We start from the raw sequence: 14688 nt of genomic DNA, 5'->3' as shown, positions 1-14688 counted from the left end.
GAATTGGGGTCTTGGGGCGGGGTTTCGCCCAGAGGCGCGCGTGTATAGCCGCCCCTTCCCGCCGCGCCAAGCCGCCGAAGGCCGATCGCCAAACCCACCTGACGCCCGGCCCGGGGTCTGCTATGAGGCTCGCGAGCTGGGGCGGCGGCGGCGCGGTCCTGAAATTCCCGGCTCTGGTGAAAACCTTTCGCCGGCGTTCCTGCGACGCCGTTCCCGCCTGATGCGCGGCGTCCAAACGACGCCGCCCCTGCCGACCTGACCCGTTTTCCATGCTTCAGATTCAAGAACTCGTCTTCGACGCCTGGGGGCGCCGCTTCTTCGACAACGCCACCGTCATGCTGCCCCGCACGGCCAAGGTGGGCCTCGTGGGGCGCAACGGCGTGGGCAAGTCCACCCTGTTCAAGCTGATCAAGGGCGAACTGGTCCTGGGGTCGGGGGAGATCAAGCTGCCGAGGGAGGCCCGGATCGGATCGGTGGACCAGGAGCATCCGGCCACGCCGGTGAGCCTGATCGACACCGTCCTGGCCGCCGATTTGGAACGGGCCCGGCTGCTGTCGGCGCTGGACACCGCCGCGCCCGAAGCCATGGGCGACATCTATGCCCGGCTGATCGAGATCGACGCCGACCGGGCGCCGTCGCGGGCCGCCGAAATTCTCGCGGGCCTGGGTTTCTCCACCGAAGATCTGCTGCGCCCCATGGCCGAGTTCTCCGGCGGCTGGCGCATGCGCGTGGCCCTGGCCGCGGCCCTGTTCGCCGAACCTGACCTACTGCTGCTGGACGAGCCCACCAACTATCTCGACCTGGAAGGGGCGCTCTGGCTGGAATCGCGGCTGCGCGCCTATCCCCACGCGGCCCTGATCATCAGCCACGACCGGGAGTTGCTGAACAATTCGGTCGACCACATCCTGCATCTGGCGGACGGCAAGCTCGCCCTCTACCCCGGCGGCTACGACGCCTTCGAGACCCAGCGCGCCGAACAGGCCCGCGTGCAGGAGGCCATGCGCGCCCGCATCGACGCCAAGCGGGCGCACATGCAGTCCTTCGTCGACCGTTTCCGCTACAAGGCCAGCAAGGCGACCCAGGCCCAGTCACGACTGAAGGCGCTGGCCAAGCTTCCCGTGGTAGGCGCCATTGAGGCCGAGCACGTCGCCCCCTTCACCCTGCCCTCACCCGAGCGCCCCCTGGCGCCGCCGCTGATCCGACTCGAGGGGGTGAGCGTCGGCTATGGCGGGCCGCCGATCCTGCGCGGTTTGAACCTGAGGCTGGATGTGGACGACCGCATCGGTCTCCTGGGGGTCAACGGCGCCGGCAAGTCCACCTTCGCCAAGATGATCGCCGAGGCCCTGCCCCTTGAGGCCGGCCATATGCATCGTGACCGCCGCATGCGCGTGGGCTGGTTTCACCAGCACCAGATCGAGGCCCTCGACCCGGTGGACACGCCCCTGGACATCATCCGCCGGGCCATGCCCGAGGCGTCCGAGGCCGCCCGCCGGTCCCGGTTAGCGCAGTACGGCTTCCATCGCGAAAAGGTGGAGACGACGGTGTCCGACCTGTCGGGCGGCGAGCGGGCGAGACTTCTGCTCAACCTGGTGGCCACAGACGCGCCCCACCTGCTCATCCTCGATGAGCCCACCAACCACCTGGACATCGATTCCCGTCGCGCCCTTCTCGACGCGCTCAACGACTATGCCGGCGCTGTCATCCTTATCACCCACGACCGTTCTTTGATGGAGCTGGTGGCCGACCGGCTGTGGCTGGCCGCCGACGGGACGATCAAGCCCTTTGACGGCGATCTTGAAGACTACGCCACCTATGTGGTTGACCGCGCCAAGGCCCGCGCCCGCGCGCCGACCCAGGTTCGGGAGGCTCCGCCACCGCCCCCGCCAGCCTCGACGCCGCCGCGCAAGGCGCCCACCGGCAACGCTCGCCGTCGAGCGGAGGCGGCCGAAGCCGCTTTGGGACGGGCCAGCGAACGACTCGCGGCCATTGACGCCCAGCTCAGCGATCCGGCGGTGTTTACGGGCGGCCCGGAACGCGCGACCGTGCTGGCCAAGGAACGGGACCAGGCCCAGGCCGCCCTGGAGGCCGCCGAAGCGGAATGGCTGGAGGCCACCGAGGCCTATGAGGCGCTCAAGGCCTAAAACGGCCGCGATCGGGTGGACTGGCGGGGTCGAGTTTCGGCATTTGTTCACTTCCGAAGCTTAACCTTGCCTCCCGATGTTCTCGTCTGATCCTCCCGTCGCCGCCTCTCCGGCGCCGTCTACGGACGCGCCTGACGATCGGCTGGCGCGCGCCTGGGCCGCCACCAGCGTGGGTATGGCGTTGCTGGACGCCGAGGGGACGATCACCTGGGTCAATCCCGCCTTCTCCGGCCTCACGGGATATCGGTTGGCCGAAGCCGCGGGGCGGAGCGCGGCGGAGGTGCTCGGCCTGGGGGACGACGCCGACGCCGCACACCCTCGCACCCTGTCGGGCGACGCGCAGATCAGCACCCGGGACGGGGGCGGCCTCTGGACCGCCCTGGAGACCGCTCCCACCCTGGACGAAGCCGGCTCGATCGACGGCTACATTCTGACGCTGCGCGACCAGACCCAAGCGCGCACAGGCCAGCGAGGCGCCGAAGCGGCCTACAGCGCGCTCAAGTCTGCGGCGCAAATGGCCGGTCTGGGCGGCTGGGAGATCGATCTCCGCGCCGGGATGGTGCGCTACAGCCCCGAACTGATCGTGCTGGCCGACCACGCCCATCCTGAGGAAGACCTCTCCAACGCAAACCGGATCTACCTGCCCGAACATCGCGCCAAGGTCTCCGCGGCGGTCATCGACGCCGTCCAGAAGGGCTGGCGGATGGATTTCGAAGCCGAGCTGGAAACCTCCACCGGCCGGCGCATCTGGTTCCGCGTCATGGGCGAGCCGGAATTCGAGGACGGCGTCTGCGTGGCCATTCGCGGCGCCAGCCAGGACATCACCCTGCAACGGCGGGCGCTGGCTGAAGCCCGCCAGTCTGAGCGGTTTGGGCGCGGCGTGATCGACGGGATCGCCGGCATGGTGGTCGTCATCGACGCCGAGGGCATGCTGGTGGAGGCTAACCGCGCCTTTCGCGAAGCCAGCCCCAGCCTCTCGGCGGACGGACCCATTACTCAGGCCATCAGCCTGTTCAGCGTCTTCCGAGGTCTGCCCGCCCCGCACGGGCGCGCCCTGGAGCGCGGGGTCAGGGCCGTGCTGGAGGGCCGCAGGGACACCTTCACCCGCGCCTATCAGGCCCGGGGCGGCGAGTGGTTCCGCATGAGTGCGTCCAGGTTCCACGGCGAGGGACCCGTCCGCGCGGTGCTCTTCACCCAGTCGGTGGCGGACCTGAAGCGATCGGAGCGCAGGCTGCGGGATGTGAACGCGCGGCTCAAGCGGGCCCGCGACCAGGCTGACGCCGCCAATGTCGCCAAGAGCGCCTTCCTCGCCACCATGAGCCACGAGATCCGCACGCCTCTGAACGGCGTGCTGGGCATGGCCCAGGCCATGGCGCGCGATGACCTGCCGCCCGTTCAGCGGGAGAGGCTGGGGGTGATCCGCCAGGCCGGCGAGACCCTTCTGGCCCTGCTCAACGATCTCCTGGACCTGTCCCGGATCGAGGCCGGGCGCCTTGAGCTGGAAGATGGCGTCCTCGACATCGTGCGAATCGCCGAAGGCGCGCACGCCACCTTCACCACCCTCGCCTCGGAGAAGGACCTCTCCTTCTCGCTCGATATCGGCCCCAGCGCCCGGGGCCTGTGGCGCGGCGACCCGACTCGTGTGCGTCAGATTCTGTATAACCTCGTCTCGAACGCGGTGAAGTTCACCGCCCGGGGGTGGGTGAAGGTTCGGGTCGAGGCCGTTGAGGAGACCCTTCGCCTGATCGTCACCGATACCGGCCCGGGCATTCCGGCCGAACGGCAGCAGGCCCTGTTCGACAAGTTCGTCCAGGTGGACGCCAGCACCACCCGCAAGTTCGGCGGCTCGGGCCTGGGCCTGGCCATCTGCCGCGAACTGGTCACCCTGATGGGCGGGACCATTGAGGTGAAAAGCAAAGTCGGCCAAGGTTCGACCTTCACCGTCACCCTGCCTCTGCGCCCCGTGGACACCGCGCCCGGCGGCCCCGACGCCCCCTCGCCCCGCCAAGACATGGTCGCCACCCTTTCCCGTCCGCTGCGTATCCTTGCGGCTGAGGACAATCCCATGAACCAGTTGGTCCTCAAGACCTTGCTGGCGTCCCTGAGCATCGACCTTCACGTGGTGGATGATGGCGAAGAAGCCGTGGCCGCCTGGGCCGACGGGGGCTGGGACGCCATCCTGATGGACGTCCAGATGCCCCGGATGGACGGCCCGACGGCGGTCCGGATGATCCGCAGCCGCGAAGAGGCCGAGGGCCGTCCCCGCACGCCCATCATCGCCCTGACCGCCAACGCCATGGCGCACCACGAGAAGGAATATCTGGGCGCCGGCATGGACGCCCTGGCGCCCAAGCCCATCGAGCTGGAGCGGCTTCTGGATGCGCTGGATCACGCCATGGGGACGACATCCCCCAGCGGGGCCTGATCATGCCTGACGAGCTGCGCATCCTTTATCTGCTGCTGGCGGCGGTCATCGTAGCGCCCGCCGCCTTCGCCATCATCCGCCGATGGCTCAGCGGTCGCGACCGCTGAGCTGCGCGCGCCGCATCAGCCGCAGCGGACTTCCCGCACGATGCCGGTCTCTGCGTCGTAGAAGAAGTTCAGCCGGCGGGGATGGAAGTCCATGGTCACCGGGCAGGTGGTGCAGGCCACCCGATGCAGGCCGGGATTGACCGGCACGGGGATTTCGCTGCGGTGACGGCCCACGAAGCGCTGGGCCGCGGTGGCCCCGCACTGGTCTTCGGCCACGGGCGCAGGCGCAGGCGGTGCGGCCTTCGGCGGGGGCGCCCCCGTCCCGGGGGCGGGTTCCGTGGCGCAACCGGCCAGGACCAGCAGGCCCCCGACAGAAATGGCGACGATGCGTTTCATGCCTGCTTCTCCCAACCACGGGCCAGTTGCCGCCAGTAGGAGACGGGCAGGCCCTGGGTCTTGATGGCGCGCCATTGCGCCCTTGCTGTGGCCAGGGCGGCCTCATCCCGCCCGTCGAACAGGACGACGCAACGGGCGAACCCGTCCAGCGATCCCGCAGCCGCGCCGTCCAGCAGAAATTTGGCGTCCGCCTGGTTCAGGTTCTCGTCCACCCTGCTGAGCAGGATCGGCTGGACCGCGGCATGCGGCTCGTCAGCCAGACCATGAGGCAGAAAGCTGTCGTCCTGATAGGCCCACAGCCAGCCGTCCAGATGATCCAGCCGCTCGGGCAGATCCGACCGCACCAGGGCCCGCCACCCCCGCGCCAGGGTTCGCTCAAGCAGGTCGGGCAGGACCTGATCCAGGCCCGACCGCTCCAGGTGGTAGAACCAAACCTCGCAGGGCGCGGCGCTCACCCCTTCCTCCCGCGGCTCAGCCTTCGTACTTGTCGGCGACCATGCGGTTGAGCAGGCGCACCCCATACCCTGTGGCGCCTTCCGGCAGGGTCGGCACGGTGGACGGCTTCTTCCAGGCGGTGGAGGCGATATCCATGTGCGCCCAGGGCAGGCCGTTCACGAACCGCTGCAGGAACAGGGCCGCGGTGATGGAGCCGCCGGGGCGGCCGCCGGTGTTCTTCATATCGGCGATCATGCTGTCGATCTGCTTGTCATAGGCCGCAGGCAGCGGCATGCGCCACAGAGGCTCGCCCTCGACCTTGGACGCCGCCAGCAGGTTCTCCGACAACTCGTCATTGTTGGAGAAGAGACCGGCATAGTCGTTGCCAAGGCTGATGATGATGGCCCCGGTGAGGGTGGCCAGATCGACCATGAACTTCGGCTTGAAACGTTCCTGGCAGTACCAGAGCGCGTCGGCCAGCACGAGGCGGCCTTCGGCGTCGGTATTGATGATCTCGATGGTCTGGCCCGACATGGAGGTCACCACGTCGCCGGGACGCTGGGCCTCGCCGTCGGGCATGTTCTCCACGAGGCCCAGAATGCCCACGGCGTTGACCTTGGCCTTTCGGCCCGCCAGGGCGTGCATGAGGCCAGCCACCGCGGCGGCACCGCCCATGTCCCACTTCATGTCTTCCATGCCTTCGGCGGGCTTGAGGCTGATGCCGCCGGTGTCGAAGCAGACGCCCTTGCCGACGAAGGCCACGGGCTGCGCCTTGGGATCGGCCGCGCCGTTCCAGCGCATGATCGCCAGCTGGCTTTCCCGGGCGCTGCCGCGGCCGACGCCCAGCAGGGAGCCCATGCCGAGCTTCTCCATCTCGGCCTCCCCAAGGATCTCGACCTCCAGACCGAGGCTCTCCAGCCCCTTCACCCGGCGGGCGAACTCGGCGGGGTAGAGGACGTTGGGGGGCTCCGACACCAGGTCGCGGGCGAAGGCGATGGCGTCGGCCAGGGCGGCGTGAGCCGCAAAGCCGCTCGTCGCCGCGGCGACGTCGGCGCAGACGATCTCCACCCGGCTGACCGAGGGCTTCTTGTCCGCCGGCTCCTTGGTGCGATAGCGGTCGAACCGGTAGGCGGCCAGACGCACGCCAAGCGCCGCGCGCTCGGCCTGGCCTCCCTTGGCCCCTTCCAGCGCGATGCGAAGGGTGGAAACCCCAGAGAGCTTCACCGCCTGATAGGCGCTGGCCGCGGCGTGCTCGGCGGCGATATCGTCAAGGGCCTCGGCCTTGCCGGCGCCCACCAGCACCAGCCGCTGGGCCGGATGGCCGGCCGGAGCGACGATCTCCAGGGTCTGGCCCTTGGCGCCGGTGAACCGCGACCCGGCCAGCGCACGGCCAAGGGCGCCGCCGGTCTGGGCGTCCACCTCGGCGGCGAGGCCGCTCAGGACCGCGCCTTCCTGGGCGATGATCGCGAAGGCGGCGCCTTCAGGGAGTTCGGCGGCGGGCGAGACGAAGACGAGGTCCATACGATTTCTCAGTCAGATCAAAGCGGAAAGCGACGCGACGCCCGGGGCGCCGGCCAGGGGCGGCGCCTGCGGCGGTTGTGCGCGGCGGCGACGCATGGTTTAGAACAGCTTCGCGCCGAGGGCGCGCCAAATCAGTCCGGCGACGCCGTTTTTTCATGCGCCTCATCGACCGCTATCTCCTGCGCGAGCTGCTGGGTCCGACCCTGCTGGCCGCGCTCGCCCTGACCTCGGTGGCCCTGCTCAGCCAGAGCTTGTCGGCCCTCGACATCATGATCAATCAGCGGCAGAGCGCTGGCGTCTTCCTCAAGGTGACGCTGCTGGCCATGCCGCAGCTGGTCAACATGGTGCTGCCCATCGCGCTCTTCGTAGCCGCGCTGGTCTCGCTGAACCGGCTGCAGAGCGAGCAGGAGATCGTGGTCTGCTTCGCGGGCGGCATGAGCCGCTGGCGGGTCATCTCCCCGCCCCTTCGCCTGGCCGGCCTCATCGCCCTGCTGGCGCTGGTGATGAACCTCTTCGTGCAGCCGGCGGCCTTCCGCGAGATGCGCCAGACCTTGTTTGACGTGCGCACCGACCTGGCCGCCACCCTGGTGCGCGAGGGCGAGTTCACCGAGCCGACGCCGGGCCTCACCGTCTACGCCCAGGACGTCGACACCCGCGGACGGATGCGCAACCTGTTCATCCACGTGGCCGAGGGCGGCGGCGGCGCCACCACCTATACCGCCGACGAAGGCCGGCTCGCCACGCGGTCCGGTTCTCCGGTGCTGGTCATGACCCGGGGATCGACCCAGGAGTTCAGCCCGACCGGGGTGCTCAACTATCTGACCTTCGACGAGTACATCTTCGACCTCAGCGCCCTGGTCTCCAGCGAGGAGCTGATCCACTACAAGCCCTCGGACCGCTACCTCCACGAGCTGTTCTTCCCCGACCTCACCCAGGACTGGGAGCGGCGGAACCGGCTGGAGATGCTGGCCGAAGGCCATGCCCGCATCGCCACGCCGCTCTACAACATCGCCTTCATGGCCATCGCTCTGGCGGCCATCATCGGCGGCGGCTTCGACCGTATGGGATATGGGCGGCGGATCGCCTGGGGCGGAGCCGTCGCCGCCCTCAGCCGCATCCTGGGCTTCATCGTCCAGGCGGCCTGTGAGTCGTCGGCCTGGCTGAACATCCTGCAGTACCTCATCCCCATCGCGGTGACGGCCGGGGCCATGCGGGTCATCTTCCGCCAGCGGGTGTCACGGTTCATCGTTATGGCCAAGCGCCCCAATCGCATCGCCCGGCCGGGAGTCGCCTGATGCGGTTCGGTCGGATCGAGGCCTATGTGCTCTCGCGCACCCTGCTGAACGTGGGCGTCGCCCTGGCGGTGATCGGCGCAGTGATCGTCCTGATCCAGTTCGTCGACCTGTCGCGATCGGTGGGCGTGCGGGCCGAGGTCAGCGTCGCCCAACTGTTCGGACTGACCGCCCTGAGAGCGCCGTCCCTGCTGCTGGTCCTGCTGCCCTTCGTCTTCCTGTTCGGCGGCATGTCGGCCTATGTAGGTTTGAACCGTCGCAGCGAGCTGGTGGCCATGCGTGCGGCGGGCGTCTCGGCCTGGCGCTTCATCCTGCCGACCGCCCTCGTGGCCGGCCTGGCCGGCGTCATCTCGGTCACGCTCCTCAATCCCCTGGCCGCGGCCTCCAACGCCCAGTTCGAGATCCGTCGCGCCGAGGTGATGGACAACTATCTGATCGACGCGCCCGAGGACGTCTGGCTCCGCCAGGGGGACGAGCGCAGCCAGATCGTCATCCACGCCCGCGACCGGGAGATCATCGACGGCCAGGTGGTGCTGCGCGGCGTCTCCCTGTTCGTCTATCAGAAGACCGAGGCCGGGGTGCCAGAGTTCCGGCGCAGGCTGGAGGCGGCCGAAGCCCGGCTGCTGCCGGGCTTCTGGCGTCTGACCGATGTGCGCGAGGCCGCCGCCGGCGAAGGCTCGGTCCGGTCCGAAAGCCTCTCGATCCGCTCCAGCCTGGACAGCGAATCGGCCATGGAGCGGTTCGCCTCGCCCGAGGCCATCGCCTTCTGGCGGCTGCCGGCGGCGATTCGCACCACGGAGCAGGCGGGCTTCAGCGCCAGCCGCTACCGCCTGCGGTTCCACCAACTGCTGGCCACGCCCCTGCTCTTCGCCGGCATGACCATACTGGCCGCAGCCTTCTCCCTGCGGCTGGCGCGACTGGGCGGTCTGGCGGGTCTGGCGGGCGCCGGCGTGGCCCTCGGTTTTGTGTTCTTTTTCCTGAACGAGTTCGCAGGCGCCCTGGCCAATGCGGAGGTGATTCCCCTGGCGGCTGCGGCCTGGGCGCCGCCGCTGATCGCCCTCCTGTCCGGGCTCACACTGCTCTGCTACACCGAAGACGGTTGAAAGACGCGGCCACCCCGCTATCCCTGCGCAGGGATCGGGTGGCGGCTAGAAGGAATTCCACGCTTGAACAGCTCACCTCGGCGCGTCGCGTTCGCCTCGGTCAAGCGCAGCCTCCTGGCCGGGGCGGCGTGGGCGAGCCTGTGCGTGGGGGTCGCCGCCGCTCAGGGCGCGGGCCAGGAGGCGATCGCCACCGCGCCGGCCGGCCATCTGCTCGGCGATGGGCGGGGCGCGGACGGCCTGCCCCCTGGCGGGCTCTATGTGGAAGCCGACACCGTGACGCGTCAGGACGACGCCTCGACGACCGTCGCCGAGGGCGAGGTCGAGGCGCGCTACGACAGCCGCAACCTGCGCGCCGAGCGCCTGTCCTATGACCAGGCCCAGGGGCTGGTGCAGGCCTCTAATGTCGAGATCTCCAACCCGGACGGCAGCGTCGAATTCGCCCGCGAGATCGTCCTGGACGACGAACTTCAGGCCGGGGTCGCCCGAGGCTTTTCCGCCCGTCTGCCGCAGAACGTGAAGCTGGCCGCCGCCAGCGCGGTGCGGCGCAGTCCCGAGGTCAATGAGCTCAACCGGGCCATTTACACCCCGTGCGAAATCTGTGCGGAGGACGGTTCCCCCCGCACCCCCACCTGGTCCATCCAGGCCGACAAGGTGGTGCAGGACCGGGAACGCCAGCTGATCTATTACCGGCATGCGGTCTTCCGGCTGTTCGGCGCGCCGGTGCTGTACCTGCCGCTGTTCTGGCACCCGGACCCCCAGGCCGAGCGCAAGTCGGGCCTCCTGCCCCCCGACATATCGCTGTCCGACCGGCGGGGCCTGTCCTACGAACAGCCCTATCTGCTGGCTCTGTCCCCCTATTCGGACCTGACCCTCAGTCCGCAGCTCAACACCAAGGTCGAGCCCTTTCTCAATGCGCGCCTGCGCAAGCGCTTCTATTCGGGCGAGGTGGACGTCCGCGGCGGCTATACCTACGCCCGCGATTTCGACGCCGACGGCCGCTTCGGCGACCGGACGTCGCGCAGTTACATCCTGGCCCGCGGCGCCTTCGCCATCGACGAGGCCTGGGACTGGGGTTTCACCGCCGAGCGGGCGTCCGACGACCTGATCTTCGACAAGTACGAGATCGGCGATGTCTTCGAGTCCCGCGGACCGTTCATCGCTGATGATCGGCGGCTGATCTCTCAGCTCTATGCCCGGCGGCAGGACGAACGCTCGTTCCTGACTATCGCGGCTTTCGACATCCAGGGCCTGCGCCCCGGGGATGACGACGCGGTCTTCCCCACGGTGGTTCCTCTGGTGGAGGCCCGCTGGTCCCCCGACCTGCGGCTGGCCACGGGCAGGATGCGGTTCCAATTCGACGCCGTGGGGTTGGAGCGAGACGTCTCGCCGGCCAGCACGACGGCGAACCCCCTGCCGGGGCTGGACAGCCGCCGGGTCGTGGGCCAGGCCGAATGGCGGGCCACCCACACGGTTCTGGGCGGCTTGCGGGCCTCGCCCTTCCTCCATGTGCGGGGCGATGTCTATAGCCTGAGCGACGTGCCGCTGGACAATTACGGCGACCGCACCGAAACCCGCGGCCTGGCGACAGCGGGACTTGACCTTAGCTATCCTTTCTTCCGTCGATTCAATGACAAGTTCGTGGTTCTTGAACCTGTCGCCGCCCTGGCCGCCTCGCCGCGGGCGCGCCAGATCCAGGTGGGGATCGACGCCCAGGGCGAGCCCGTCTATCTCGACGAGGACAGCCTGGCCTTCGAGTTCGACCAAGCCAACCTGCTTCAGGCCGACAAGTTCCCCGGCTTCGATCTGCTGGAAGGCGGCCTGAGGGCCAGCATCGCCGGCCGGGCCAGCATCCTGTGGGACGACGGACGCCGCGCCAGCCTGCTGATCGGCCGCAGCTTCCGCGACAAGGAGATCAACGCCTTTTCCGAGCGCACCGGTCTGCGCACCTCGGCGTCCGACTGGGTGGTGGCCGCCGAGGCCCAGCCCATCCGCGGCCTGTCGGTGTTCAGCCGCGCCCGTCTGGACAGCGAGACCTTTGATGTCCGGCGGGCCGAAACCGGCGCCAATCTGGCCTTCGCCCGCGGTTCGGGCTTCTTCCGCTATCTGTGGGATGACCTCGACATCAACGGCAACAAGCGCGAGAACCTCGACCTCGGGGGCGAGGTCTTCCTCACCCAGAACTGGGGCTTAAGCGCCTATGGCAACCGCGACATGGTCCAGGACGCCTGGGTGGTGCGGGACCTGGGCGTCGTCTATCGGGATGACTGCATCCGGGTGGAAGTGATCTATCGCCGCGAGGACACGGTGATCGGACGCCTCGGCCCCAGCGAGGCCGTGGCCGTGCGCCTAACCCTCGCCACATTGGGCGAACCTATCTATGCCAATTAAGACCAGCGGCGCGTCGAGCCGCCACGAAGGAATGACCCAAGCCATGAACTCTGTGCGTTCTGACCGCGGCCGCATGGTGTGCGGCGCTGCTCTTGCGGCCATTCTGGTCGCAGGGCCTGCCGGTCCGGCGCCGGCCCAGGTGGCGAGCGAAGCCCCGGCGCCCGTCGCGCCCCAGGGTCTGACCGAGTACGCCGCGGCCATCGTCAATGACGAGATCATCTCGACCTTCGACCTCGCCCAGCGCATGCGCCTGCTGATCGCCACCAGCGGCGTCCAGCCCACGGAGCAGAATCTGGCCCAGATCCAGCAGGAGGCGCTGATCTCCCTGGTGGACGAAGCCCTGCAGTTCCAGGAGCTGCGCCGGGTGGAGCGTGAGCAGAAATTCGAGATCATCGCCAGCGACAGCGACGTCAATGAGGACCTGGCTGAGATGGCGGCCGGCAACAACATGACGCTCGAGCAGTTCACCGGCATGCTGCGGGCCCAAGGGGTGCTGAACTCCCTGCGCGAGCAGCTGCGCGCCCAGGCCAGCTGGCAGCGTTGGATTCAAGGGCGCTATGGCTCGCGCCTGCGGATCGGCGACGACCAGATCGCCGCGGTCCTGCAGCAGCAGCAGGCCGAGGCCGCCCGGCCCCAGTACCAGATCAGCGAGGTCTTCATCGACGCGGCCCGCGTGGGCGGCATGGACGTGGCCCTTCGGGGCGCAGGCCAGCTGGTGAACCAGATGCAGGAGGGCGCGCCCTTCCAGGCCGTGGCGCGCCAGTTCTCCGCCGCCCCCACCGCCGCCTCGGGCGGCGACGCCGGCTGGGTCGGCGCCGGCGAGATGCCCCCTGAGGTCGAACAGGCCCTGGATCAGATGCGCCCTGGCCAGCTGTCGCGACCGATCGCGGTGAGCGACGGCGTCTACATCGTCTATCTGCGCGATCGCCGGGCGGGCGCCGATTCCATGATGGTCAATCTGAAGCAGATGGCCCTGCCCCTCCCGGCCCAGGCCAGCGCCGCCGAGGTCGAGGCCGCCAGCGCCCAGCTGATCGCCCTGCGCAGCCGGGTCAGCAGCTGCGAAACCCTCGAAAGCGTCGCCCAAGGCGAAAACGGCGTGGTGGCCGGCGACTTGGGCGAGGCGGCGATCCAGGACCTCGCGCCCGCCTTCCGCGCCGCCGCCGAGAGCCTGGACGTGGGCGGCTTCTCCGACCCGATCCGCACCGAGGCGGGACTGCACGTCCTGGCGGTGTGCGGCAAGCGCGCTGGCGGCGCCAACGCCGTCTCCCGCGAGCAGATCGAACGCCGGCTCTACTTCCAGCAACTGAGCCTGATCGCGCGACGTTACATGCGTGACCTGCGCAACGCCGCCACCATCGAGACCCGTTGAAGACACGCCCACTCGCCCTGACGCTCGGCGACCCGGCCGGCATCGGCCCGGAGATCATCTTCAAGGCCTGGCAGGCCTTGCGGGAGGAAGGCCCTGCCTTCCTGGTGGTCGGCGATCTTCGACAGATGGCTTCGACCCCGGGGACCGCTTCGGGCCAGGTGCGCGCGATCAGCGCGGTGGACGAGGCGGCCCGCGTCTTTTCACAGGCCCTGCCGGTGCTCGACGTGCCTCTGCTCGAGCCCGTCGTGGCGGGTGCGCCCTCGCCCCGCGCGGCCAAGGCCGTGGTGGCCTGGATCGAGACGGCGGTGGGCCTGGCCCTGTCCCGCGCCGTGGCGGGCGTGGTCACCGCCCCGATCGCCAAACAGAGCCTCTATGGCGCAGGCTTCAGCTTCCCCGGCCATACGGAATTCCTGGGCGAACTGACCCAGGCCCACACCTATGACGGCGCCCGCGGCCCGATCATGATGCTGGCTGCACCCGGCCTGCGCGTAACCCTGGCCACGGTGCACCTGCCGCTGGCCCAGGTCTCGTCGGCGTTGAGCGTTGAGAGCATCGTCAATGCGGGTCTGGTCACCAGCCAGGCCCTTCGCCGGGACTTCGGCATCGCTCAGCCCCGGCTGGCCGTGGCGGGGCTCAATCCCCATGCCGGCGAAGGTGGAACCATCGGCCGCGAAGAGACCCTGATCATCGGTCCGGCCGTGCGCGCCCTCCGCGACCTGGGGGTCGAGGCCACAGGCCCGCATCCGGCCGACAGCCTGTTCCATCCCGAGGCCAGGGCCAGCTATGACGCCGTGCTCTGCATGTATCATGACCAGGGACTGATCCCCCTGAAGATGCTCGACTTCTGGGGAGGCGTGAACATCACGTTGGGCCTGCCCATCGTGCGAACCTCGCCCGATCACGGCACCGCCTTTGACATCGCCGGCCGCGGCGTGGCCCGTCCAGACAGCATGATCGCCGCCATTCGCCTGGCCAAGGCCATCGCCCTTCAACGCGGATGACCGACCTCAGCCACCTGCCGCCCCTGCGCGAGGCCCTGGAGGCCCATGGCCTTCTGGCCAACAAGGGCCTGGGCCAGCACTTCCTGCTGGACCTCAACATCACGCGCAAGATCGCCCGTCTGGCCGGACCCCTGGAGGGATGCCGCGTGCTGGAAGTGGGCCCCGGCCCCGGCGGGCTCACCCGGGCCTTGCTGGAAGCCGGCGCGCATGTGACGGCGGTGGAAAAGGACGAACGTTTCCTGCCGCTTCTCAATGACTTGCGCGTAGCGTCCGACAATCGACTGGAGATCATTTCCGGCGACGCCCTGAAGGTGGATGAGCGCGCTCTGCCGCCGCCGGTCCCGACCGTCATCGTCTCCAACCTGCCGTACAATGTGGGCACGGCGCTGCTGCTCAAATGGCTGACCGGACCCTTCAGGCCCGCCACCATGACCCTGATGTTCCAGAAGGAGGTGGCCGAACGGATCGTGGCGCGCGCAGGCGATGAGGCCTATGGCCGGCTGGCGCTGATCGTCCGGGCCACGGCGGACGCCAAGATCGTCATGGAGGCCCCGGCCCGGGCCTTCACCC

11 protein-coding genes are annotated in these 14688 nt (G+C 69.0%); 8 read left to right on the top strand and 3 right to left on the bottom strand.

Translation table 11 applies throughout. The annotated features are described in order from the left end of the window. Window positions 1–269 precede the first annotated feature (269 nt). A complete protein-coding gene (locus V7D28_RS09105) occupies window positions 270–2141 on the top strand; it encodes an ABC-F family ATP-binding cassette domain-containing protein (RefSeq protein ID WP_333587063.1) in 1872 nt (623 codons plus the stop codon). A gap of 76 nt (window positions 2142–2217) precedes the next feature. Further along, window positions 2218–4566, top strand: a complete 2349-nt coding sequence (locus V7D28_RS09100; protein ID WP_333587062.1) for an ATP-binding protein — start codon at window positions 2218–2220, stop codon at window positions 4564–4566. A gap of 122 nt (window positions 4567–4688) precedes the next feature. Here V7D28_RS09100 and V7D28_RS09095 read toward each other — a convergent pair whose 3' ends face one another. From V7D28_RS09095 to V7D28_RS09085, 3 genes are read right to left on the bottom strand one after another with little or no spacing between them, the layout of a single operon-like run. Continuing rightward, window positions 4689–5009 carry a peptidase inhibitor I78 gene (locus V7D28_RS09095; RefSeq protein ID WP_333587061.1) on the bottom strand — a complete coding sequence of 107 codons (321 nt, stop codon included), beginning with the start codon at window positions 5007–5009 and terminating at the stop codon, window positions 4689–4691. Continuing rightward, entirely contained in the window at window positions 5006–5464 is a 459-nt protein-coding gene (locus V7D28_RS09090; RefSeq protein ID WP_333587060.1) for a DNA polymerase III subunit chi, read from the bottom strand. The genes V7D28_RS09095 and V7D28_RS09090 overlap by 4 nt, the downstream gene beginning before the upstream one ends. Window positions 5465–5480: 16 nt before the next feature. Further along, the gene (locus V7D28_RS09085; RefSeq protein ID WP_333587059.1) at window positions 5481–6965 is read right to left on the bottom strand and encodes a leucyl aminopeptidase; all 1485 of its coding nucleotides are present in this window, start codon (window positions 6963–6965) and stop codon (window positions 5481–5483) included. 155 nt (window positions 6966–7120) lie between these two features. Between V7D28_RS09085 and lptF the strand changes: the two genes are divergently transcribed. From lptF to V7D28_RS09055, 6 genes are all read left to right on the top strand, one after another. Continuing rightward, window positions 7121–8260 carry an LPS export ABC transporter permease LptF gene (gene lptF / locus V7D28_RS09080; RefSeq protein WP_333587058.1) on the top strand — a complete coding sequence of 380 codons (1140 nt, stop codon included), beginning with the start codon at window positions 7121–7123 and terminating at the stop codon, window positions 8258–8260. Further along, entirely contained in the window at window positions 8260–9360 is a 1101-nt protein-coding gene (locus V7D28_RS09075) for an LptF/LptG family permease (RefSeq protein ID WP_442957913.1), read from the top strand. Before lptF ends, V7D28_RS09075 begins: the two co-directional genes overlap by 1 nt. A gap of 63 nt (window positions 9361–9423) precedes the next feature. Beyond that, window positions 9424–11748, top strand: a complete 2325-nt coding sequence (locus V7D28_RS09070) for an LPS-assembly protein LptD (protein ID WP_333587057.1) — start codon at window positions 9424–9426, stop codon at window positions 11746–11748. Window positions 11749–11791: 43 nt separating this feature from the next. Then, window positions 11792–13117: a peptidylprolyl isomerase gene (locus V7D28_RS09065; protein ID WP_333587056.1), complete on the top strand. Its 1326-nt coding sequence runs from the start codon at window positions 11792–11794 to the stop codon at window positions 13115–13117. Next, complete coding sequence (pdxA, locus tag V7D28_RS09060) at window positions 13114–14118, top strand: 4-hydroxythreonine-4-phosphate dehydrogenase PdxA (RefSeq protein WP_333587055.1); 1005 nt, start codon at window positions 13114–13116, stop codon at window positions 14116–14118. Before V7D28_RS09065 ends, pdxA begins: the two co-directional genes overlap by 4 nt. Then, window positions 14115–14688, top strand: a 574-nt coding sequence (locus tag V7D28_RS09055) for a ribosomal RNA small subunit methyltransferase A (RefSeq protein ID WP_333587054.1), incomplete at its 3' end; no start/stop codon positions are given. The genes pdxA and V7D28_RS09055, both read left to right, overlap by 4 nt.

It is taken from the genome of Phenylobacterium sp., from assembly GCF_036723115.1.
Taxonomy (GTDB): domain Bacteria; phylum Pseudomonadota; class Alphaproteobacteria; order Caulobacterales; family Caulobacteraceae; genus Phenylobacterium.
This window is presented reverse-complemented; position numbering and strand designations above follow the sequence as displayed.

Excerpts from the sequence above, each read along its gene's own strand:
- V7D28_RS09065 (WP_333587056.1), top strand. The coding sequence starts at position 11,792 with ATGAACTCTGTGCGTTCTGACCGCGGCCGCATGGTGTGCGGCGCTGCT.
- lptF (WP_333587058.1), top strand. The coding sequence starts at position 7,121 with ATGCGCCTCATCGACCGCTATCTCCTGCGCGAGCTGCTGGGTCCGACC.
- V7D28_RS09085 (WP_333587059.1), bottom strand. The coding sequence starts at position 6,965 with ATGGACCTCGTCTTCGTCTCGCCCGCCGCCGAACTCCCTGAAGGCGCC.
- V7D28_RS09075 (WP_442957913.1), top strand. The coding sequence starts at position 8,260 with ATGCGGTTCGGTCGGATCGAGGCCTATGTGCTCTCGCGCACCCTGCTG.
- V7D28_RS09100 (WP_333587062.1), top strand. The coding sequence starts at position 2,218 with ATGTTCTCGTCTGATCCTCCCGTCGCCGCCTCTCCGGCGCCGTCTACG.
- V7D28_RS09095 (WP_333587061.1), bottom strand. The coding sequence starts at position 5,009 with ATGAAACGCATCGTCGCCATTTCTGTCGGGGGCCTGCTGGTCCTGGCC.
- V7D28_RS09105 (WP_333587063.1), top strand. The coding sequence starts at position 270 with ATGCTTCAGATTCAAGAACTCGTCTTCGACGCCTGGGGGCGCCGCTTC.